This is a genomic window from Burkholderia latens (assembly GCF_001718795.1).
Taxonomy (GTDB): domain Bacteria; phylum Pseudomonadota; class Gammaproteobacteria; order Burkholderiales; family Burkholderiaceae; genus Burkholderia; species Burkholderia latens_A.
This window is the reverse complement of record NZ_CP013435.1, coordinates 856,018-875,434: the sequence shown is the minus strand read 5'-3', so window position 1 is coordinate 875,434 and position 19,417 is coordinate 856,018. Positions and strand designations below refer to the sequence as shown.

At 66.1% G+C, this 19,417-nt stretch carries 21 protein-coding genes; 5 read left to right on the top strand and 16 right to left on the bottom strand.

Features of this window, described 5'->3' with window-relative positions:
- Positions 1 to 27 precede the first annotated feature (27 nt).
- The 6 genes from WK25_RS04060 to WK25_RS04035 form a co-directional block, all read right to left on the bottom strand.
- Complete coding sequence (locus WK25_RS04060) at positions 28 to 1,059, bottom strand: aspartate carbamoyltransferase catalytic subunit (RefSeq protein WP_044846292.1); 1,032 nt, start codon at positions 1,057 to 1,059, stop codon at positions 28 to 30.
- 74 nt (positions 1,060 to 1,133) lie between these two features.
- Positions 1,134 to 1,649, bottom strand: a complete 516-nt coding sequence (gene pyrR, locus WK25_RS04055) for a bifunctional pyr operon transcriptional regulator/uracil phosphoribosyltransferase PyrR (RefSeq protein ID WP_040143550.1) — start codon at positions 1,647 to 1,649, stop codon at positions 1,134 to 1,136.
- Positions 1,636 to 2,085: a Holliday junction resolvase RuvX gene (gene ruvX / locus WK25_RS04050; RefSeq protein WP_069241027.1), complete on the bottom strand. Its 450-nt coding sequence runs from the start codon at positions 2,083 to 2,085 to the stop codon at positions 1,636 to 1,638. Before ruvX ends, pyrR begins: the two co-directional genes overlap by 14 nt.
- Complete coding sequence (locus WK25_RS04045) at positions 2,082 to 2,660, bottom strand: YqgE/AlgH family protein (RefSeq protein WP_006751106.1); 579 nt, start codon at positions 2,658 to 2,660, stop codon at positions 2,082 to 2,084. Before WK25_RS04045 ends, ruvX begins: the two co-directional genes overlap by 4 nt.
- A gap of 182 nt (positions 2,661 to 2,842) precedes the next feature.
- On the bottom strand, positions 2,843 to 4,144 hold the full coding sequence (locus tag WK25_RS04040; protein ID WP_069241026.1) for a hypothetical protein: 1,302 nt from the start codon (positions 4,142 to 4,144) through the stop codon (positions 2,843 to 2,845).
- Positions 4,145 to 4,248: 104 nt separating this feature from the next.
- Positions 4,249 to 4,419, bottom strand: a complete 171-nt coding sequence (locus WK25_RS04035) for a rubredoxin (RefSeq protein WP_004186709.1) — start codon at positions 4,417 to 4,419, stop codon at positions 4,249 to 4,251.
- A gap of 255 nt (positions 4,420 to 4,674) precedes the next feature.
- Here WK25_RS04035 and WK25_RS04030 point away from each other — a divergent pair, with 255 nt between their 5' ends.
- Entirely contained in the window at positions 4,675 to 5,541 is an 867-nt protein-coding gene (locus tag WK25_RS04030) for a hydroxymethylpyrimidine/phosphomethylpyrimidine kinase (protein ID WP_040143547.1), read from the top strand.
- A gap of 132 nt (positions 5,542 to 5,673) precedes the next feature.
- Here WK25_RS04030 and WK25_RS31080 read toward each other — a convergent pair whose 3' ends face one another.
- A complete protein-coding gene (locus WK25_RS31080) occupies positions 5,674 to 5,991 on the bottom strand; it encodes a hypothetical protein (RefSeq protein ID WP_156788998.1) in 318 nt (105 codons plus the stop codon).
- A 26-nt stretch (positions 5,992 to 6,017) separates the two neighbouring features.
- Here WK25_RS31080 and WK25_RS04025 point away from each other — a divergent pair, with 26 nt between their 5' ends.
- Genes WK25_RS04025 through WK25_RS04010 form a run of 4 tightly spaced genes read left to right on the top strand, consistent with a single transcriptional unit; the run spans position 6,018 to position 10,396 of the window.
- Positions 6,018 to 7,013 (top strand): glycosyltransferase family 2 protein, encoded by a 996-nt coding sequence (locus WK25_RS04025; protein ID WP_040143546.1) that lies wholly within the window; start codon positions 6,018 to 6,020, stop codon positions 7,011 to 7,013.
- Complete coding sequence (locus WK25_RS04020) at positions 7,010 to 7,657, top strand: class I SAM-dependent methyltransferase (protein WP_069241025.1); 648 nt, start codon at positions 7,010 to 7,012, stop codon at positions 7,655 to 7,657. Before WK25_RS04025 ends, WK25_RS04020 begins: the two co-directional genes overlap by 4 nt.
- Entirely contained in the window at positions 7,654 to 8,532 is an 879-nt protein-coding gene (locus tag WK25_RS04015; RefSeq protein ID WP_040144890.1) for a hypothetical protein, read from the top strand. The genes WK25_RS04020 and WK25_RS04015 overlap by 4 nt, the downstream gene beginning before the upstream one ends.
- A 7-nt stretch (positions 8,533 to 8,539) precedes the next feature.
- Positions 8,540 to 10,396, top strand: a complete 1,857-nt coding sequence (locus WK25_RS04010; protein WP_156788997.1) for a hypothetical protein — start codon at positions 8,540 to 8,542, stop codon at positions 10,394 to 10,396.
- 147 nt (positions 10,397 to 10,543) lie between these two features.
- On the opposite strand, the gene groL is transcribed toward WK25_RS04010, so the two are convergent.
- The 9 genes from groL to WK25_RS03965 all read right to left on the bottom strand — a co-directional run bounded on the left by groL (position 10,544) and on the right by WK25_RS03965 (position 19,016).
- Positions 10,544 to 12,184, bottom strand: coding sequence for a chaperonin GroEL (groL, locus tag WK25_RS04005; RefSeq protein ID WP_040143543.1), 1,641 nt, complete (start codon positions 12,182 to 12,184; stop codon positions 10,544 to 10,546).
- Between the two features lie 46 nt (positions 12,185 to 12,230).
- The gene (gene groES, locus WK25_RS04000) at positions 12,231 to 12,524 is read right to left on the bottom strand and encodes a co-chaperone GroES (protein WP_004186661.1); all 294 of its coding nucleotides are present in this window, start codon (positions 12,522 to 12,524) and stop codon (positions 12,231 to 12,233) included.
- Between the two features lie 373 nt (positions 12,525 to 12,897).
- A complete protein-coding gene (locus WK25_RS03995) occupies positions 12,898 to 13,407 on the bottom strand; it encodes an SRPBCC family protein (protein ID WP_040143542.1) in 510 nt (169 codons plus the stop codon).
- Positions 13,408 to 13,451: 44 nt separating this feature from the next.
- Positions 13,452 to 14,084 (bottom strand): LolA family protein, encoded by a 633-nt coding sequence (locus WK25_RS03990; protein ID WP_069241023.1) that lies wholly within the window; start codon positions 14,082 to 14,084, stop codon positions 13,452 to 13,454.
- Positions 14,081 to 14,494 carry a quinol oxidase gene (locus tag WK25_RS03985; RefSeq protein WP_069241022.1) on the bottom strand — a complete coding sequence of 138 codons (414 nt, stop codon included), beginning with the start codon at positions 14,492 to 14,494 and terminating at the stop codon, positions 14,081 to 14,083. Before WK25_RS03985 ends, WK25_RS03990 begins: the two co-directional genes overlap by 4 nt.
- 35 nt (positions 14,495 to 14,529) lie before the next feature.
- Positions 14,530 to 15,318, bottom strand: coding sequence for an anti-sigma factor family protein (locus tag WK25_RS03980; protein ID WP_069241021.1), 789 nt, complete (start codon positions 15,316 to 15,318; stop codon positions 14,530 to 14,532).
- Positions 15,315 to 15,830, bottom strand: a complete 516-nt coding sequence (locus tag WK25_RS03975; protein WP_069241020.1) for a sigma-70 family RNA polymerase sigma factor — start codon at positions 15,828 to 15,830, stop codon at positions 15,315 to 15,317. Before WK25_RS03975 ends, WK25_RS03980 begins: the two co-directional genes overlap by 4 nt.
- 51 nt (positions 15,831 to 15,881) lie before the next feature.
- Positions 15,882 to 16,241, bottom strand: a complete 360-nt coding sequence (locus WK25_RS03970) for a hypothetical protein (protein WP_040143537.1) — start codon at positions 16,239 to 16,241, stop codon at positions 15,882 to 15,884.
- 324 nt (positions 16,242 to 16,565) lie between these two features.
- A complete protein-coding gene (locus WK25_RS03965; protein WP_069241924.1) occupies positions 16,566 to 19,016 on the bottom strand; it encodes a beta strand repeat-containing protein in 2,451 nt (816 codons plus the stop codon).
- Positions 19,017 to 19,417: the final 401 nt, after the last annotated feature.

Genomic DNA, 19,417 nt, shown 5'->3' with positions numbered 1-19,417 from the left:
CCTGGATCAGGATGCGCGAAATCGGGCTCAGTCGCTGTTGCCGGCGACGATGCCCATCACCGCCATCCGCACGGCGATGCCGAACGTGACCTGGTTGAGGATCACCGACTGCGGACCGTCGGCGACCTGCGAGTCGATCTCGACGCCGCGGTTCATCGGCCCCGGATGCATCACGATCGCGTCGGGCGCGGCAAGCGCAAGGCGCTCCGGCGTCAGGCCCCACGTCTTGAAATATTCCTGCGCGGACGGCAGCAGCGCGCCGCTCATCCGTTCGTTCTGCAGCCGCAGCATGATGATCACGTCGACGCCCTTCAACCCCTCGTCGAGGTTATGGAACACCTTCACGCCCATCTGCTCGAGGCCGCCCGGCAGCAGCGTGCGGGGGCCGATCGCGCGCACTTCCGGCACGCCGAGCGTGGTGAGCGCGTGGATGTCGGAGCGCGCGACGCGCGAATGCAGGATGTCGCCGACGATCGCCACGCGCAGCTTCGTGAAGTCGCGCTTGTAGTGGCGGATCGTGTACATGTCGAGCAGCCCCTGCGTCGGGTGCGCGTGACGGCCGTCGCCGGCGTTGATCACGTGCACGTGCGGCGCGCAGTGCTCGGCGATCAGGTACGGCGCGCCGCTCGATGCATGGCGCACGACGAACAGGTCGGCATGCATCGCCGACAGGTTGTTGATCGTGTCGAGCAGCGACTCGCCCTTGCTCGTCGACGACGCATTGATGTTCAGGTTCAGCACGTCGGCCGACAGGCGCGTCGCGGCGATCTCGAACGTCGTGCGGGTGCGCGTCGAGTTCTCGAAGAACAGGTTGAACACCGACTTGCCGCGCAACAGCGGCACCTTCTTCACCTCGCGGTCCGTCACGCTGACGAACTGCTCGGCGGTATCGAGGATGTGGTTGACGATCGAGCGCGGCAGCCCCTCGATCGACAGCAGGTGTTTGAGCTCGCCGTTTTTCGTGAGCTGCGGATTGCCCTTCAGGAAACCGTAGCGGAACCGCTCGGGGCTCGCGGCCGCAGCGGGATTGCCGGTGCGGCCAGTGGTGTCGGTGGTCATGGTGTGCGTGATTCCAACTATGCAAACGGGCCGCGGCGCGAACCGGCGGCCCGGGATACGGTTTCGCGGTTCGTTCAGCCGCCGTGCGCCTCGAGACGCAGCGTGAACTGCGCGGCGGCGTCGCGCGTCAGCACGAGCGTCGCATCGGCCGGCACGTCGACCGTGCCGCCCGAGAAGCGCGCGGCGACCGGCAGCTCGCGGCCGCCGCGATCGGCGAGCACCGCAAGCTCGACCGCGGCCGGACGGCCGTAGTCGAACAACTCGTTGAGCGCGGCGCGCACGGTGCGGCCGGTGTACAGCACGTCGTCGACGAGCACGATGCGCGCGCCGTCGACGTCGAACGGCAACGACGTCGGGCTCGCCTGACTGTGCAGTCCCTTTTTCGCGTAGTCGTCGCGATGCAGCGCGACGTTCACGACGCCGAACGCCGGCGCGCCGAGATCGCGCGCGAGGCGCTCGGCAAGCCACGCGCCGCCGCTGTGAATGCCGGCGAGCCGCGGGCCGCCCGGCTCGGCGAACGCCGTGCCGTACGCTGCGCGAATCTGGTCGAGCAGGACGTGGTAAAGCGCGTCGGCGTCAATGTTGCTCATGGTCTGACAATTGATCGAGATACTGTTGAAGGATCACGGCCGCGGCCTCGGCATCGAGCATCTCGGAGCGCGCGCGGCCGCGTACGTTGCGCTCGCGCAGCCCTGCCTCGGCCTCGACCGACGAATAGCGTTCGTCGACCCACGTGACGGGCAGCCCGAAGCGGCCGTTCAGCTGATTGCCGAAACGCTTCGCCTGCTGCGTCATCTCGTGCGGCGTGCCGTCCGGGTGCATCGGCAGCCCGACGACGAGCGCGTCCGGCCGCCATTCGGCCAGCAAATCGCCGACCGCCTTGAAGCGGTGCTCGCGGTTCAGGTTGGGAATCACGACGAGCGCGCGGGCCGAGCGCGTCAGCGCATTGCCGATCGCGACCCCGATCCGTTTCTCGCCGTAGTCGAACGCCAGGAGCGTCGCATCGCGCGCGCGCGCGCCACTCATGCGTGCCCTGCTTCGCCGGACAGCATCGACGAGCTGACGCCGAGCAGGCCGAGTGCGGCTTCGAAGCGCTCCTCGGCCGGCGTGTCGAACACGATGCGCGGATCGGCGGCGACCGTCAGCCAGCCGTTGCGGGAAATCTCTTCCTCGAGCTGCCCGGCACCCCAACCCGCATGGCCGAGCGTCAGCAGGAAGCGCTTCGGGCCGGTGCCCGTCGCGACCGCCTCGAGCACGTCTTTCGACGTCGTCATCTCGAGCCCGCCCTCGACCGACATCGACGAGTTGTAGTTCGCGCCCTCGACCGGCTCGTGCAGCACGAAGCCGCGCTCGGTCTGCACCGGGCCGCCGAAATACACGGGGATGTGCAGCAGCGGCTCGATATCGAGCTTCAGGTCGATGCGGTTGAACAGCGATTCGAGATCGATGTCGGTGGGACGATTGATGACGAGGCCGAGCGCGCCGCGCTCGCTGTGATCGCAAAGATAGACCACCGTTCCCGAAAACGTCGGATCCGCCATGTTCGGCATGGCGATCAGGAACTGGTTGGTGAGATTGATGCGATCGGAAGGCTTTGACATGGTTTGAATTTTAGCAAAGACGCCGCGACCTGACCGGGCCGCGATCAACAAGCAACGCCGCACGACGCTGGCAACGACGCGCGCGGATTACACGGCACTCTAACACGCGCGCGGGGGCTGTCGGGAGCGTGTTGGGGGCCCGTGCGGCAAGGCCTGCCGCCGCGGTCGCGCCCCGTTGCGGGTCAGGTCCGGCCAAGCGCCGCACCGAGCGCTTCGGACGCCGCTGTGAGGTCCGGCGGCGCCACGCCCGCGGCGATCTTCAACAGCGCAGCACGCAGCATGTCGGACGCACGGCGGTGCGCGTCGAGCCCGCCATCGGCGAGCGGCAGGCCATGCGCGGCACGACGCCACGCGAGCCCGAGCGTATCGGCCAGCAGCGCCGCGTGACCAAGCCCGAGTGCGCAGGCGGCCGTGCCGACGCGATAGGCGGCCGCGGATGCACGCCACGCCGCGCCCGCATCGGCCGCGGCCGGGGCGGTCGCGAGATCGGCCATCGACGCGTCGGCGGTCTGCAGGAAATCCTCGTACGCGTGCGCGTTGACGGTCACGGCGCCGAGCACGCGGGTCGGTGCGGTTGCGACGGCATCGCGCTCGGCACGCGCCGCACCGGCTTCCCACAGCGCTTCGGACGCGGGCGTGCCGGCAACGTGCCAGTCCACGGTGAGCCCGTAGTCGTGCAGCACGTCGACGAGCGCGCCATCCTCGGCCGCCGCGCCGAACAGCGCGAAATCGCGCCACAGCAACGCGGCCGTCTCGCGCACGAGCTCGGGTGGCGCATGGCGCCGGCCCCGCGCGTGCTCGCCGAGCAGCAGGTTGGTCCGCGCGAGAAACCGTTTCAGCTCGGGCGCGGCGGTGGCGCGCAGCGCGCGCAGGCACGCAGCGGCGAGCCGCCAGAAGTCGTACGGCGTACCGTCCGAGAGCGCGGCGAGGGTCGTATCGAGTTCGTCGAGCGCCGCCTCCTGCGCACCGCTCGCCGCGCGCAGCGCGCCGAGCAGCGCCTGCTCGTAGCGGGCCCGCGCGCGGCTTGCGAATGCGTCCGGCAGCGCGCACAGCGTTGCCGGCGGCATTGCGCGTCCGACGAGCGCCAGTACGTCGAGCGACACGTTCGCGTGCCGGTCCGCCGCGCTTTGCGCGCGCAACCCGCGAAAATGATCGAAAAGAACCGGCGAGCAGGCAAGCTCGCGCAAATTGTGACGGCCGACAGCCGCGCGGAAATCGCGCAGTGCGAGGCGCCAGGCGTGAGCGGCCGGCGCCTCGGCGCCCGGGGGCGCCGACGCCGCCAATTGCCCCGCGAAACGGGCAGCCGGCAACCAGCCGGCTTCCGCCAGCACAGCCGCCGCGGCCGACAACGGCTCTACCGCGTCGTCGCGACGCTCGAATGCGTCGCCGGCCGCCGCAAGCCACGCGTCGGCCGCGCGCACGGCGCCGCCGCGCGGGTTCGGCAGTGCGTCAGGGTGGGGAATGTTCGCCGGATCGGACGTCATGTACACGCGCGCCTGTCATCGTCAAGTCGCTCGCGCCGACCGCGGCGCGCAAGCGCCAGGCAATCGCGAGACCGGAGCGGTGTGCGCGCGGGCCGACGGTCCGGTCAGATCTGGACCATCTCGAAGTCTTCCTTGCGAGCGCCGCATTCGGGGCACGTCCAGTTGATCGGGACGTCTTCCCAGCGCGTGCCCGGGGCGATGCCCTCTTCGGGCAGCCCGGCTTCTTCGTCATAAATCCAGCCACAAATCAGGCACATCCAGCTCTTGTATTCCATCTTAAGCCGCGTCGGGAAAGTCGGTAAATTCGGGAGCCATGATGGTACCGTGTCGGGGCCGGACTGCCTAGCAATCGCGCTGGAGGGCAGCGACTACGTCGCGTCGCGCTAAAAAATCCGTCGTGCGGGCCGGATTCCGCCGCATAATGGCTGCACAGTGCGGCCTGCCGGGCAACACCGGGCAAAAACCGCCCAATTCGCCTCGCCGTCCGCCTCTCCGTCGCTTTCCCCGTTTTTTTCTTGCCCCATTTTTACATGTCCAGCAACGCCCCTCCGATCGTCCTCACCTTCGGCCTGTCCGATCCCACCGGCGGCTCCGGCCTCCAAGCCGATCTGATGACCCTGGCGAGCATGGGCTGTCACGGCGTGTCCGTCCTGACCGGCTACACCGTGCGCGACTCGGCCGCCTGCGACGAAGTCACCGGCCTCGATCCGGATGTCGTCGCCGCGCAGGCGCGCATGCTGCTCGAGGACATGCCGGTTGCCGCGTTCAAGATCGGCGCGGCGACGCGCGCGGAAGTCGTGAGCGCGATCGCCGAGGTGGTCGCCGATTACGACGGCGTGCCGCTGGTGCTCGCACCCGACTTCACGCTCGACGACGAACACGTGCTCGCCGCCGACGATTTGCGCGAGTCGATCGCCGATCTGCTTGCACCGCAGACGACGCTGCTGGTCGCCGATCACGCGACGCTGATCGCGCTCGCGCAGCCGGACGGCGATGCCGAGGCGCCGAACCTCGATGCGGCCGTGTCGCACCTGCTGTCGCAGGGCTGCGAATACATCCTGTCGTCGGAGACGGGCTCGCACCGGCTCGTCAATACGCTGTACGGCGAGGAAGGCCAGCTCCGCGAGGACATGTGGGATCGCTCGCCGCACCGGCTGATGGGCATCACCGACACGCTCGGCGCGGCGATCGCCGCGTTGCTCGCCAATGGGCAGGAACCGCCCGAGGCCGTTCGCGAAGCGCAGGAATATCTTTACCAGGCCGTGCGCGACGCGTTCCGGCCCGGTATGGGTGCGTACCTGCCCGATCGGTTCTTCTGGGCGCGTAGTAATGACGAGGACGGTGGGCCAGCCGTGACGGAAAACAGCAAAAGCTCGCCACGGATCGCCCGGCATTAACCGCCACAGGCGGCCACACGTTCGCGGGCGTGACGTGCCCCTTCGCGCGCGCTCGCTCGCGATCGCGCGTGCGGCATGCCGCCGATGTCCCCGGCGATCGCGGCCTTGACCGGCTCCCGCAGCCGCCCGCTGTCAATTGCCGTTCGATCCCGGCGCCATGCGTTGCACCTGCCTGTTCCGCTGGCTTTTCCGGGCGTTTGACTGTAAGGTACCGCGCGCGCGGAGTCTCTGTCCGCCAGCCCACTGGCGCGGACTACCGGGCCGGACAATCGCGAAACCAGCATGTCGCCACCAATCCATGAGCTTGCGCCCGCGCGCTGCGTACGCAACTCCGGCAATCGCAGCCTGAATGTAATTTTCTGTAATTTTGCCCGTTTCGATTTGTTCTATATTCCAGCGATGTTCGCCGAATTCGATATGGCCATTTAGATATTTGTACGCCATCAACATACGCGCGAATCCCTCACTGGCAGGCGATGAAATTAATCATTCAAATCCCGTGCTTCAACGAAGCCGCCACATTACCGATTGCACTGGCGGCCCTACCGCGCCGACTCCCCGGATTTGACAGGGTCGAATGGCTCGTTGTCGACGACGGTAGCAGCGACGGGACCCTGGAAGTCGCACGCGCCGCGGGCGTCGATCACCTCATCCGACATCCGCATAACCGCGGTCTTGCGCGCGCATTCATGACCGGACTGGAAGCCTGTCTGCAGCGCGGCGCGGACGTCATCGTCAATACCGACGCCGATAATCAATACAACGCCGCGGATATTCCTGCGCTAGTGCGCCCTATTTATGCCGGTGATGCCGATATCGTCGTCGGTGCGCGGCCGATCGATGAAATCGCCCATTTCTCCACAATCAAAAAAGCGCTGCAGAAAATCGGCAGTTGGGTAGTGCGTACCGTAAGCCGTACCGACATTCCCGACACGACAAGCGGCTTTCGTGCCTATAGTCGCCATGCCGCACAGAGAATAACGGTCTTCAGCAATTACACGTACACCCTCGAGACCATCATCCAGGCCGGCCAACGCGACATGTCGATCGTATCGGTACCAATCAGGGTCAATGGATTCCTGCGACCGTCGCGACTGGTAAAGAGCATCGGTTCGTACGTGATGCGCTCTGCCCACACCATCCTGCGGATTTTCGTGATCTACCGGCCCGCCGCTTTTTTCGGCACGCTGGGCACGATCCTGCTCGGCGCAGGCGCGGCAATCGGACTCCGCTTTGTCTATTTCTGGGCGACCGGTCACGGTGCCGGACACGTCCAATCCCTGATTCTCGCGTCGATACTCGTGGGCGCCGGCTTTCAGACCCTGTTGATCGCCATCATTGCGGACCTGTTGTCGACCAACCGCAAGTTGCTCGAGGATGTGCGCTTCATGGTCAAACAGATGCAAACTGACCGTGCGAGCCCACAGCGGCTCGACAATGATGCGGCACACGCGCTCGAGGTCGTCCGATGAAGATCGCGCAGGGCATGGCCGAAAACGGCATCGTCGTCGGCAACCATTACGACAAGTACGGCTCACGCAACCCCATCGTACGACGTCTCATGCGAGGTTTCGACGAAGCCCTGACCGACTTCGTGGCCCGGGCGGCACCGTCATCCATTCACGAAATTGGCTGCGGCGAAGGGTATTGGGTTCTACGGTGGCAACAGCAGGGTCTTCACGCCACCGGTAGTGATTTCTCCGGCCAGGTCATCGAGATCGCACAAGAGAATGCGATCGCGTCCGGAATCGATCCCGCGTGTTTCTCGCGGCGCGACGTCTATGAGATGCGCCCCCGGGAAGTGCAAGCCGACCTCGTCGTTTGCTGCGAAGTGCTGGAGCATCTCCACCAGCCGGAAGTCGCGTTGCGCAACATCGAGGCGCTGGGCGCACGCCACGTGGTGTTCAGTGTGCCGCGCGAGCCGATCTGGAGCGCAATGAACCTCGCCCGCGGCAAGTATCTGTCAGCCATGGGGAATACGCCGGGCCACGTTCAGCGTTGGTCAACCCGTACATTCCTTGCATTCATCTCCACACGCTTCGAGATCCTGAGCGTGCGCACGCCGTTGCCGTGGACGATGCTGCTCTGCCGCCCTCGCAACGCTGCAAACACGTGAAATTCGGTCAACGGGAACGGCGCTGCGTGCATCTGGCCGGCAGCACACTGGGTGCGCTCGGCATGATCTTCGTCGGCATGAAGCTTGTCGAATACAGCCGGCAGCTTTCAATCGACACGTTCTCCGCGTTGACATGGAGCGCCGTGGGATTGCTCAGCGCAGGCTACGGTGCGTGCGGTGTGCTGCTCGCGCTCGCGTGGCGGCACCTGCTCGCCCACCACGCCGTCGAGTCGTCACGTACGTGGGCCATTCGGACGTATGGCATGTCGCAACTTGCCAAATACACGCCTGGAAACATTTTTCATCTTGCCGGTCGCCAGGCGATCAGCATTGCTGCCGGCCTGCCTGCATGGCCGGTCGCCAAGTCAATCGGCTGGGAACTTGCCGTCATCGCATCGACCGCACTGCCCTTCGCGTTGTTGGCGGCTCCGCTCAAATGGGCGGCAATCGGCACTACGACGGCCGCGGCCGCGTTCGCGGGATTGCTTGCCATTGCTGTTTGGGCACTGGGAACGATGTGGTCCCGACAGGTCGCGCGTGCCGTGTCACTGCACGCCCTGTTTCTGGTTGCCGCCGGGCTGATCTTCTGCGCCCTGCTCGCCATCGCGTCCACATCCGCAACGGTCGACGCGCTTCGCGCCGGTTTCTGGTTGCCCGTGTGCGGCGCTTACGTGGTGGCGTGGCTCGCCGGGCTTGTGACTCCCGGGGCGCCGGCGGGTGTCGGCGTACGCGAAGCCGTCCTGTACTGGCTGATGCACGGGATCGTCGGGCAAGCAGATCTCATTACGACGATCGTCCTCGGCCGCACGGTGACCGTGGCGGGCGATCTGATTTTCTTTGTCGGCGCGACGCTCGCCACCAAACACCAGCAGTGATTCAGACATGCGCAACACTCAACGGAACTCGCTTCCATTCATTCACATCTTGCGCAAAGCGCTGCCGTTCGCGGGAGCGCTGACGGTGGTCGCGGTCGTCTACGGAGCCGTGCCCTTCGTCGCCCTTCCGACGCTAGGTCAAGCATTGTGGGTTTCGTCATTCGCTCAGTCTTTCGCCAACAGCGGCTGGCCGTCGATTTTCGCCCACAATTTCGGTCTTCCTGCCCCCGCACCGATCGCGTTCGGCCTGTCCGGCGCGCTCGTCGAGAGTGCAGTGCTGGCCGCGACGCCGCTGAATGCCGCCGACGCCTACAGCGCCACCATGCTGCTATTTCTGGCGCTCGCACTGTGGGGCGCGAAACGCTATGCAGTGGCACAAGGCGCTTCGGCACGATATGCGCTGCCGCTTGGCGTGGTGTGGGCGACCCTGCCGGTCGTATGGGCACACGCGGGATATTCGATGTTGTCTGCCGGGATAGCGCTGTTACCACTTTACCTGTGGACGACACACCGACTGTGCGATGCGCTCGCTTCGCAAGACTGGCGGACGATCGCGAGATCGGGGATGGCATTCGCGATCGCCGCATGTCTGGCAGTCTTCACCGACGGGTATACGTTCGTAATGTTCGCTGTGGGCGCAACTGTCCAGTATGCGGGCTGGATCGCGCAGTCAGATAGTCGCCGGGTACGTCAGCTTGCCGCCGGCCTGCCGATTTATGCCGTCGGCTTCGGGATTGCGTTCGCGCTTTACCGACGATACATCGACACGCAAAGCTTCCATACCGACCCATTGTCCGTGTTTCGCGGCTACGGCGTGGATGTGACCATGCTCGTACGGCCCACGCAAGGGCTCCTGTGGATATGGGATACGCTGCGCATCAGTACGCCCAGAAGCGACGCCGCCTACTTCGGCGACGCATCCGTGTGGTTCACAACGTTCGTCGCGCCAGTCGCAATTGCGGGCATGGCCGGATTCGCCCTGACGAGGGCGCGCGCCCGCGGCGTCTCGCTGCTAGTGCTTGGCGCGTTCGCGACATACCTCGCCCTCGGCCCGTCGTTGAAAATCGATTCCGTACGGCCCGATGCCGATCGCGCTGCCGGCAATTTCCAAGCGACGATGCCTGCCGAATACGCAATCGGGCCGACCGGATCGGCCTATCTGTCGACTCACGTGCCAGGCTTCAAAAACATGCGCGCGTCGTACCGATGGATCGCACTGACCGCCTTCGCGTTCTGGGCTCTGTTTGTCCTGCTGATCAGTGAGCTGTCTCGTCGCGACAAGCACGGCATTGCGTGGTCGCTGCTCGGTTTGATGCTGGTATCGAACCTGCCGCATCCGGCTTCCGGTCTCGCGTATTCCGAATCGCACGATTACGTGCGTCAGATGCGTCTGCATGAGCCGCTGCGCTTCCGTGACCAGTTCGAGATGCTCGACCGATCGATCGTCGCCGACTTCAGGGAGGACGCGCCAAAGCAAGGCATTACTGCGTTTATTCCGCAGGGGAACGACTTTCTGGCCGCCTATCTGGCTGCAACGTCCGGTACGCACACCTACAACATCGGCGGCGACAAAAACGTCGCGTTCGCGCAAGCGCACTGGCCACCGTCGGTCTCGACGCTGTTTTCATCCGATACCACGACGCTTGCAGGCAACATCGACCGCGTGCTTACGGACCGCAGTGCGCATGCCGTGGTCATCAGCTACGTGAACCTGCTATGGAACGCCCACATTTGGCCGCCATCGCCTGCAGAATTGGACCGCGCGCGCGCGCACTACGCTACAGCAGTGGATGCGTTCTCGGCCAATCCCCGCTTTGTCGTGAAAACGCGACCCTACTACGCATTGATCATGCTGCGCGAATAGCACAGCGGATCCATCGACGATCTGCGCCAAGGCTTTTCATTCGGCATTGACATCAGTACGCAAAAAAAGACCCGCATCGCTGCGGGTCTTTTTTTGGCAGGAACGCGCATCGCTGCGCGCTCCGGACACACGATCGACCGAAGTCGATTACATGTCCATGCCCATGCCGCCCATGCCGCCCGGCATGCCGCCCGGCATCGGAGCGTCTTCCTTCGGCAGTTCTGCGACGGCAGCGTCCGTCGTCAGCAGCAGGCCTGCAACCGAAGCTGCGTTCTGCAGTGCGGTGCGCGTGACCTTGGTCGGGTCGACGACGCCGGCTTCGACCATGTCGACGTACTCGCCCGTCGCTGCGTTGTAGCCGTAGTTGCCCTTGCCTGCAGCAACTGCCGCCACCACGACGCTCGCTTCTTCGCCACCGTTCGTGACGATCTGGCGCAGCGGCTCTTCCATCGCGCGCAGCACGATCTTGATGCCGGCGTTTTGATCGGCGTTCACGCCGGTCAGGCCTGCGATCGCGGTGCGAGCGCGGATCAGCGCAACGCCGCCGCCCGGGACGATGCCTTCTTCAACGGCAGCGCGGGTTGCGTGCAGCGCGTCTTCGACGCGTGCCTTCTTTTCCTTCATTTCGACTTCGGTCGCAGCGCCGACCTTGATCACTGCCACGCCGCCGGCCAGCTTCGCCACGCGTTCCTGCAGCTTTTCACGGTCGTAGTCCGACGTTGCTTCTTCGATCTGCGTGCGGATCTGCTTGACGCGCGCTTCGATGTTGGTCGCTTCGCCAGCGCCGTCGATGATCGTCGTGTTTTCCTTGCCCACTTCGATGCGCTTCGCCTGGCCCAGTTCTGCCAGCGTTGCCTTCTCGAGCGTGAGGCCCGTTTCTTCCGCGATGACCTGGCCGCCGGTCAGGATTGCGATGTCTTCCAGCATTGCCTTGCGACGATCGCCGAAGCCCGGCGCCTTGACCGCAACGGTCTTCAGGATGCCGCGGATGTTGTTGACGACCAGCGTTGCGAGCGCTTCGCCTTCGACGTCTTCAGCGATGATCAGCAGCGGACGGCCAGCCTTTGCCACTTGCTCGAGCACCGGCAGCAGGTCACGGATGTTCGAGACCTTCTTGTCGTGCAGCAGCACGAACGGGTTCTCGAGAACGGCAACTTGCTTGTCCGGGTTGTTGATGAAGTACGGCGACAGGTAGCCGCGGTCGAACTGCATGCCTTCGACGACGTCGAGTTCGTCGGCGAGCGACTTGCCGTCTTCGACGGTGATCACGCCTTCCTTGCCGACCTTGTCCATCGCTTCAGCGATGCGATCGCCGATCGACGAATCGCTGTTCGCCGAGATCGCGCCAACCTGGGCGATTTCCTTGTTCGTCGTGCACGGCTTGCTGATCTTCTTCAGCTCTTCGACAGCCGCTGCGACTGCCTTGTCGATGCCGCGCTTCAGGTCCATCGGGTTCATGCCCGATGCGACGTACTTCATGCCTTCGCGAACGATCGATTGCGCGAGGACGGTTGCCGTCGTCGTGCCGTCGCCTGCGTTGTCGCTGGTCTTGGAAGCCACTTCCTTGACCATTTGCGCGCCCATGTTCTGAAGCTTGTCCTTCAGCTCGATTTCCTTCGCGACCGAAACACCGTCCTTGGTCACCGTCGGGCCGCCGAAGCTGCGCTCGAGCACGACGTTGCGGCCCTTCGGACCCAGCGTGACCTTGACCGCGTTGGCCAGAATGTTCACGCCTTCGACCATCTTCGAACGGGCGGAATCGCCGAATACGACGTCTTTAGCTGCCATCTTCTAACTCCTTGAATTCTTGGGAATATGTACCGTCTGTGGACGCTTACTTCGCGTTGACCACGGCCATGATGTCTTCTTCGCGCATGACCAGCAGCTCCTGGCCGTCGACCTTGACGGTCTGGCCAGCGTACTTGCCGAACAGCACGCGATCGCCGACCTTCACGTCGAGCGCGATCGGGGCGCCCTTGTCGTCGCGCTTGCCCGGGCCGATGGCCAGGACTTCGCCTTGATCCGGCTTCTCAGCAGCTGCGTCGGGGATCACGATGCCCGAGGCGGTCTTGGTTTCCTGATCCAGGCGCTTGACGATCACGCGATCGTGCAAAGGACGAAGGTTCATATTCACTCCTCTCTTGACTGAGATTGAAGAACGCTTAGGGAATCTGCCCGGCATGTCGCCCGGCAGAGAATTGTTAGCACTCTCGTGCAGCGAGTGCTAATTATATGGACGGGTTTTGACAAATTCAAGAAGGGGAGCCGGAGGTTTTTTCACCCGGCAGGCAGCGCCGAAAACGCGGGAAAATATCCAAAAATCGATTTATAAACAACAAGATAGGCGTCGACCGGGCACTCCGGCAGCGGCGACGCTACGGGATTTCCCCGACCTCGCCCCCATTCCGCACGGGGTTGGAACCGGATTGCCGCGACCGTCCGGCTCCGCGCAAAAACGGCTGCCAGGGCGCCGGCGAACGCATCGCTCCGCCGGCCGATCGTCACGTGTCGGGGCAGCCGGCGACCGGCTCGAACCTTCGGCCATCGGTCTCGACCGTCGCACCGAGCAGCCGCGCGAGACCCTTCGCGCCCTCGCGCATCACGACGCCGTGGTTCCACACGAACAGCGGGCGCGCCACCGGCTCCAGCCAGTTCATCCAGCGCTCGCACGTGCGGATGTGCCAGTCGTAGCGCACGACGGTGCACGTCCCGTCGCCGGTGAACGACCAGCGGCCGTCGCCCTCGATCGCGCCGCTCGCGCGGCCTTCGAGCACGTGCGGCCGCTCGACGCGCAGCACGCGCATGTCGAAGGTGAGCCGGTACGGCAGCGCGCCCTTCCATGTGTACCGCTGCAGCGCGCCGATGCCGCGCGCATCGCCGGACTCGATCTCGACGGTCCGCACGGCGCTCTTCCACCATTCGGGCCAGCGGTCGACCTGATAGATCGCGTCCCAGACCGCGGCGAGCGGCGCGTCCACGCGCCACGTCGTCGAAAACCGGTACTTCGCCATGCCACCTCCGGCAGGAATCGGAATTCGGGGGATCGGCCGCGCGATCAGGGGGAGAAGAAGCGGGCAGGAAACGCGACGTCGATCTCGACGTCGTCGAGCGTCACCGTCTCGAGCGGCTCGACGTCGCCGTCCGCGAAGCTGACGACTTTCAGCGGAAAACCGTCCTCGGCGTCCAGCCATAGCCGATAGCGATGCACGCCGTCGACGACGTGCGCCGGCGCGCCCGTCACCGACACGCGCAGCGCGGTTCGGCCGCCGATGGATTCCTCCCCTTCCGTCACCGTCGCGCCGCCCTCCTGCAGCGCATGCACGTTGCGCAGCAGCGCGCCGACGTCCGACCGGTCCACACGATGGCCGCTGCGGTCGCGCACGAGCGGGTTCGACGGCGACAGCGTCAGCGCGGGCGGCGCATGCTCGCCGAACGGACGCAGCCGCACCTTGCCATCGTCGGGATCGTACGCGAGCACCGCGCCGCGATGCGGCGACACGAAGTCCATCCGGACCAAACCGGGCTTCTGGTACGCATAGTGAAATTCGGTGTGCTCGCCGCTTCGCGCGGACGAGCGGATCGTCGCGCGGTACGAGTGCAGCTGGTCGAAACGGGCCTGCGCAACGGTCACCGGGTCGGCTGTCATGCTTGCTCCTATCAGGCTCGCGGCCACCAATGCAGCGATCATGGCGCCGCCTCGACGTCGAGCACGCCCTCCATTCCGCGCTCGCGATGGCTGCGCAAGAACAGAAGCCGATGCGTGCAATAGTAGGCGAAGCGGCCGGGCGCGGTCGGCGTGAAGCGGAACGTGCGCGGCGTCGTCGCCAGTTCGGTATGCACTGCGATGCCGGCCTGCGGCGCGTCGATCTCGAAACTGTGCGGCACGACGCCCGGCTCGGCCGATACGGTCAGCTCGACCGGCGCATGCGCGCGGACGATCACGTGGTTCGGTCGAAAGAAGTAGCTGCCGCCGACGATAGTCACCCGCTGGACGCCGTCGGCGTCGAGCGGCACGCGCACCGGCGCATCGCCGTCCGCCCGCGCGAACCCGGCGCCTGCCGCCAGCGCCATCGTTACCATCGCCGCCTTCGCATTCATGACCTGTCCCCTGCTCCCGGCCGATATCGCGGGCATCACCCCTTCCATGCGTCGGTCGACCCGCCGAGCGCGCCGCAAGCGTCGATCGCGAGCTCCCGCAGACGCCGTTCGTCGCCGCGCCCTGACAGCGCAAATCCCATGCCGCGGTCGGACCAGAAATATGTATGACGGCCGTCGGCCGACATCGCCTGTGGCGCGAGGTGCCGCGCGTCGTAGGCCGTCATGTACAGCGTCACGCGGGCGCCGTCCGCGCGCTGGTACATCAGTTGCGCGGCGGGGCCGGCGTCGCCAGGCAGCAACCGGCCGCCGATGAGCGCATAACCGTATTCGTCGAGCGACGGTGCGTGCACTGGCCAGCCCAGACGCGCGGACAGCCATCCGGCCAGACGCACCGGATCGCGCGCGTCGATTTCGACCGGATGATCGCGATCGGCCGCGTACACCGCGTACGCGACATCCGCGCGCGCCGCGAACGCGGGTTCGACGCCGAACACCGCCCAGCCTGCATGCAGCGCGATGCCGAGCACAACGCCGGCAGCCAGCCCCGCAAACGCGTACGCGACCACACGCCGGCGCGGCGCGCGCCGCTGCACGAACAGTGCCGGCGCCGCCGCCGGCAGCGGAAACAGCGCGCGCAGCGCGTCGCGTTGCGCCCGGTAATGCTCGTATCGTTCGGCTTCCCGCGGAGCGGACTGCAGCCGCGCGAGCACCTCGCGCCGCTCGTCCGCGGACAGCTCGCCGTCAAGCAGCGCCGACAGCAGCTGGGCCGACGCATCTGCGCCGTCGTCCCGGTCGTTCGAAGGCTTGTGCGGATCGTCCATCATGTCTTCCCGACCACCCGTAATGCGGCCGTACCGTGCGCCGAAGGCTCGCCCGACAGCAGCGTGCGCATCTGTTCTCGCGCACGCGACAGCCGCGACATTACCGTCCCGATCGGCACACCCAACACCTGTGCGGCATCGCGATAGCTCAGCTCCTCGAGTGCGATCAGCAGCAGCACCTCGCGCTGCTCGACGGGCAGCCGGTACAGCGCGCGCTGCACGTCACGCAACATCAGGCCGCCCATCGCGTCGGCCGGCGCGGCCATCGTCTGCCACGGCGCGGTCGCGTCGTCGACCGCGATCTCGTGCCGTGCGCGCAACTGATCGATGAAACGGTGGCGAAGCAGCGTCAGCAGCCACGCGCGCAGATTGCCGCCATCGCGGGGCGGCCGGTTCAGCGCGCGCTCGAGCGTGTCCTGCACGAGATCGTCCGCCCACGCGCGGTCGCCCGTCAGCGCGCGCGCATACCGCGTGAGATGCGGCAGCCACACCAGCAGATCCGATTCGTAGCTCATCCGGATGCCTCGCGCGTCGCCGCGCCGTCGGTCCGTCAGTCATTCCGTCGATCAGGGACGCGCGACGTGCCACATGCCGCCGACTCCGTCGCCGCTTGCGTCCCCCGCTTTGCGGTCCATCTTCCAGCGATACAGCGGGCGGCCGCGATACGCCCATTGCTTCTTGCCGTCGTCGCGGGCGACGATGCTCAGCGCACCGGACGCCTTGTCGTATCCGTCCGCAAGCGCCGGCGGCCAGTTCGCCGCGCACGTGCCGCTGCACGTGCTTTTGCCCGGCGCGTCGTGATCGAACACGTACAGCGTCATGTGGTCTTCGTCGACCAGCTTCCCGTCCGCGGCCTGCGGCGGTTCCGCGGCAGCGGGCCGCGCGATCGCCGTGGTCAGCGCGACGGCCAATAGCATCGTCTTCATTCCCGTTCTCCTTTGCGTGGCATCGCACGGCACCAGGCGCGGCGACGCCCGACGGGACCGCGGACTTCGTCATGGTCATTATCCCGCCGTGCGGTTGCGCCGCGACTCGGTATGTAAACGGACGGGCCGGCCGGTTATTCCATGCGGGCGATGTTGCGGCTGTTGCGCCTGCGCGGGAGGCCGGCGGCCGGCAAACCGGCCATTCCTCGGCCAAATGAAATTGCGCGTCAGAAACGAAAACGCGGCATGACATTGCTGTCATGCCGCGCCGTGCGACCTGCCGCGCGCGGGAGGCGATGCACCGCTCCCGCACGCGCCGGCCGGTTACTTCGGCAGTGCGCCCGTCACCGCTTGCAGCAGCGTCGACACCGGTGCGAGCGGGTTGTTTGCCGATCCGCTGCCCGAATGCGGCGTGACCGACAGACCAGGCGCGGACCCGAGAGCAGTGCCCAGTGTCGTGCCGACGGCGTTGACCACCGTCGCCGACGCGTTGCCGGTCGTCGAAACCAGCGAGCCGACCGCGCCGGCCGTGCTGCCCGCCGCACTCGCGCCGGAGCCGAGCAGGCCGCCGCCCGCCGCCGCCGTCGAACCTGCCGCGCCCGACAGCGCACCGGCCGCCTGCCCGAGCGCCGCAGGACCGCTGCCGAGCGCGCCCGTCACCGAGCCGAGCGCGCCGGTCAATGCGCCGGCCGGATTGCTGCCGCCGGTCAGACCGCCGACGAGGTTCGTGATCGGCGCGATCGGGCTGCTGCCGCCTGCGCCCGACAACGTACCGACGACCTGATTCACGACGCCTTGCACCGGCGCCAGCGGGCTGGTGCCGCCGAGGTTGCCGAGTGCGCCCGTCAGGGAGTTCACCGCACCGCTCAGTGCGCCGGCCGGGTTGCCGAAGCCGAGCGTGCCGACCACCTGGTTCACGACGCCTTGCACCGGCGCCAGCGGGTTCGTGCCGCCGAGATTGCCGAGTGCGCCCGTCACCGAGTTCACCGCGCTACTCAGTGCGCCGGCCGGATTGCTGCCGCCGAGCGTACCGACCACCTGATTCACGACGCCCTGCACCGGCGCCAGCGGGTTCGTGCCGCCAAGGCTGCCGAGTGCGCCCGTCACCGAGTTCACGGCGTTCGACAGTGCACCGGCCGCGTTGCCGCCGGTCGGCAGCGCGTTCTGCAGGCCGCTGACGAGGTTGGTGATCGGCGTGATCGGGCTGCTGCCGCCTGCACCCGACAACGTGCCGACAACCTGGTTCACGACGCCTTGCACCGGCGCCAGCGGGTTCGTGCCGCCGAGGTTGCCGAGTGCGCCCGTCACCGAGTTCACGGCGTTCGACAGCGCACCGGCGGGATTGTCATTGCCGAGTGAGCCAGCAAGTTGCGTGATCGCACCCTGCACCGGGGCCAGCGCGCCCGACGCACCACCGCCGTTGCCGAGCGTCCCCGTGATCGTGTTGACCGCGTTGCTCAGCGCGCCGGCCGGATTGCCGCTGCCCAGCGTGCCGGTGACCTGATCGACGACGCTCTGGATCGGCGCCAGCGGGTTGGTGCCGCCGACGTTGCCCAGCGCGCCTGTCACCGTACCCAGCGCACCGGTCAACGCACCTGCCGGATTGCCGCCGCCTAGCGCACCGGTCACTTGATTGACCACACCTTGAACCGGCGCGAGCGGATTCGCGCCGCCACCGACGTTGCCCAACGCGCCCGTCACCGTACCCAGCGCACCGGTCAGCGCACCCGCCGGATTGCCGCCGCCTAGCGCACCGGTCACCTGATTGATCGCACCTTGAACCGGCGCGAGCGGATTCGTGCCGCCACCGACGTTGCCCAACGCCCCCGTCACCGTACCCAGCGCACCGGTCAGCGCACCGGTCAGCGCACCCGCCGGATTACCCCCGCCTAGCGCACCGGTCACTTGATTGACCACACCTTGAACCGGCGCGAGCGGATTCGTGCCGCCACCGACGTTGCCCAGCGCGCCCGTCACCGTGCCCAGCGCACCGGTCAATGCACCCGCCGGATTGCCGCCGCCTAGCGCACCGGTCACTTGATTGACCACACCTTGAACCGGTGCGAGCGGATTCGCGCCGCCACCGACGTTGCCCAGCGCGCCCGTTACCGTACCGAGAGCACCGGTCAATGCACCTGCAGGATTGCCGCCGCCTAGCGCACCGGTCACTTGATTGACCACACCTTGAACCGGCGCGAGCGGATTCGTGCCGCCACCGACGTTGCCCAACGCCCCCGTCACCGTACCCAGCGCACCGGTCAGCGCACCCGCCGGATTACCCCCGCCTAGCGCACCGGTCACTTGATTGACCACACCTTGAACCGGCGCGAGCGGATTCGTGCCGCCACCGACGTTGCCCAGCGCGCCCGTCACCGTGCCCAGCGCACCGGTCAATGCACCCGCCGGATTGCCGCCGCCTAGCGCACCGGTCACTTGATTGACCACACCTTGAACCGGTGCGAGCGGCGTGACCGCGCCGCCACCGGCGCCGAGCGCACCCGTCAGCGCATTCACCGCGCCGGACACCGCCTCCGCCGGATTACCGAACGACGTCTGAATCGCGCCCGAACCGCCGGCCGCGACGGTGATTGTCCCCAGCGGCGACGTGCCAGTGGCAGCCAGCCCCACCGATACGCCGTTCCCCGACGGATTCACGATCACTTGTGGAATCGGCAACCCATCGAGCGTTCCCGCGGTCGCCGAACCCGAAGCCAGTACCCCGAATACCGTCGCGACCGACAGCGCCACACCCGTCAATTTAAGATTTTTTCGCATCTTCACCCGTCTCCGTTGGCACTACGTTGAAAAGCATGGGGACGGATTGCATGAAGTGTGCCACCGGGATAAACCGCGTTCATTCGTTGGCTTATTGCAAGCCAATAACGGTTTTATATGGCTTTCCGGGTAAATGAATTCCCCCGGCGCGTCAAATCATCTGACGAAAAAAACATGCGCGAGCGCGGATGTAACGTAACGTTTGCGAGCCCCGGAGTAAAGTGTTCCGGTACATCGATCGAACGCCGGAACAGCCGGGGCGACAGAATGCCATGGGATCGCCGAGCGACATGCCCGTTTTGCATTTCATTTCCATGAAAATGCATTGATAAATCGTGTGCTTTCCGATTTTCTTATTCCGAGATTTCTTTCCGTCGGCGAATTACGCAGACAATTACGGC

Coding starts and splice junctions, on each gene's coding strand:
- WK25_RS04045 (WP_006751106.1), bottom strand. CDS start 2,660: ATGTCAAAGCCTTCCGATCGCATCAATCTCACCAACCAGTTCCTGATC.
- WK25_RS31080 (WP_156788998.1), bottom strand. CDS start 5,991: ATGTTGATGGCGTACAAATATCTAAATGGCCATATCGAATTCGGCGAA.
- WK25_RS04060 (WP_044846292.1), bottom strand. CDS start 1,059: ATGACCACCGACACCACTGGCCGCACCGGCAATCCCGCTGCGGCCGCG.
- groES (WP_004186661.1), bottom strand. CDS start 12,524: ATGAACCTTCGTCCTTTGCACGATCGCGTGATCGTCAAGCGCCTGGAT.
- WK25_RS03995 (WP_040143542.1), bottom strand. CDS start 13,407: ATGGCGAAGTACCGGTTTTCGACGACGTGGCGCGTGGACGCGCCGCTC.
- WK25_RS03970 (WP_040143537.1), bottom strand. CDS start 16,241: ATGAAGACGATGCTATTGGCCGTCGCGCTGACCACGGCGATCGCGCGG.
- ruvX (WP_069241027.1), bottom strand. CDS start 2,085: ATGAGTGGCGCGCGCGCGCGCGATGCGACGCTCCTGGCGTTCGACTAC.
- WK25_RS04010 (WP_156788997.1), top strand. CDS start 8,540: ATGCGCAACACTCAACGGAACTCGCTTCCATTCATTCACATCTTGCGC.
- groL (WP_040143543.1), bottom strand. CDS start 12,184: ATGGCAGCTAAAGACGTCGTATTCGGCGATTCCGCCCGTTCGAAGATG.
- WK25_RS04035 (WP_004186709.1), bottom strand. CDS start 4,419: ATGGAATACAAGAGCTGGATGTGCCTGATTTGTGGCTGGATTTATGAC.
- WK25_RS04020 (WP_069241025.1), top strand. CDS start 7,010: ATGAAGATCGCGCAGGGCATGGCCGAAAACGGCATCGTCGTCGGCAAC.
- WK25_RS04030 (WP_040143547.1), top strand. CDS start 4,675: ATGTCCAGCAACGCCCCTCCGATCGTCCTCACCTTCGGCCTGTCCGAT.
- WK25_RS03990 (WP_069241023.1), bottom strand. CDS start 14,084: ATGATCGCTGCATTGGTGGCCGCGAGCCTGATAGGAGCAAGCATGACA.
- WK25_RS03985 (WP_069241022.1), bottom strand. CDS start 14,494: ATGAATGCGAAGGCGGCGATGGTAACGATGGCGCTGGCGGCAGGCGCC.
- WK25_RS04040 (WP_069241026.1), bottom strand. CDS start 4,144: ATGACGTCCGATCCGGCGAACATTCCCCACCCTGACGCACTGCCGAAC.
- WK25_RS04025 (WP_040143546.1), top strand. CDS start 6,018: ATGAAATTAATCATTCAAATCCCGTGCTTCAACGAAGCCGCCACATTA.
- WK25_RS03965 (WP_069241924.1), bottom strand. CDS start 19,016: ATGCGAAAAAATCTTAAATTGACGGGTGTGGCGCTGTCGGTCGCGACG.
- WK25_RS03975 (WP_069241020.1), bottom strand. CDS start 15,830: ATGAGCTACGAATCGGATCTGCTGGTGTGGCTGCCGCATCTCACGCGG.
- WK25_RS03980 (WP_069241021.1), bottom strand. CDS start 15,318: ATGATGGACGATCCGCACAAGCCTTCGAACGACCGGGACGACGGCGCA.
- pyrR (WP_040143550.1), bottom strand. CDS start 1,649: ATGAGCAACATTGACGCCGACGCGCTTTACCACGTCCTGCTCGACCAG.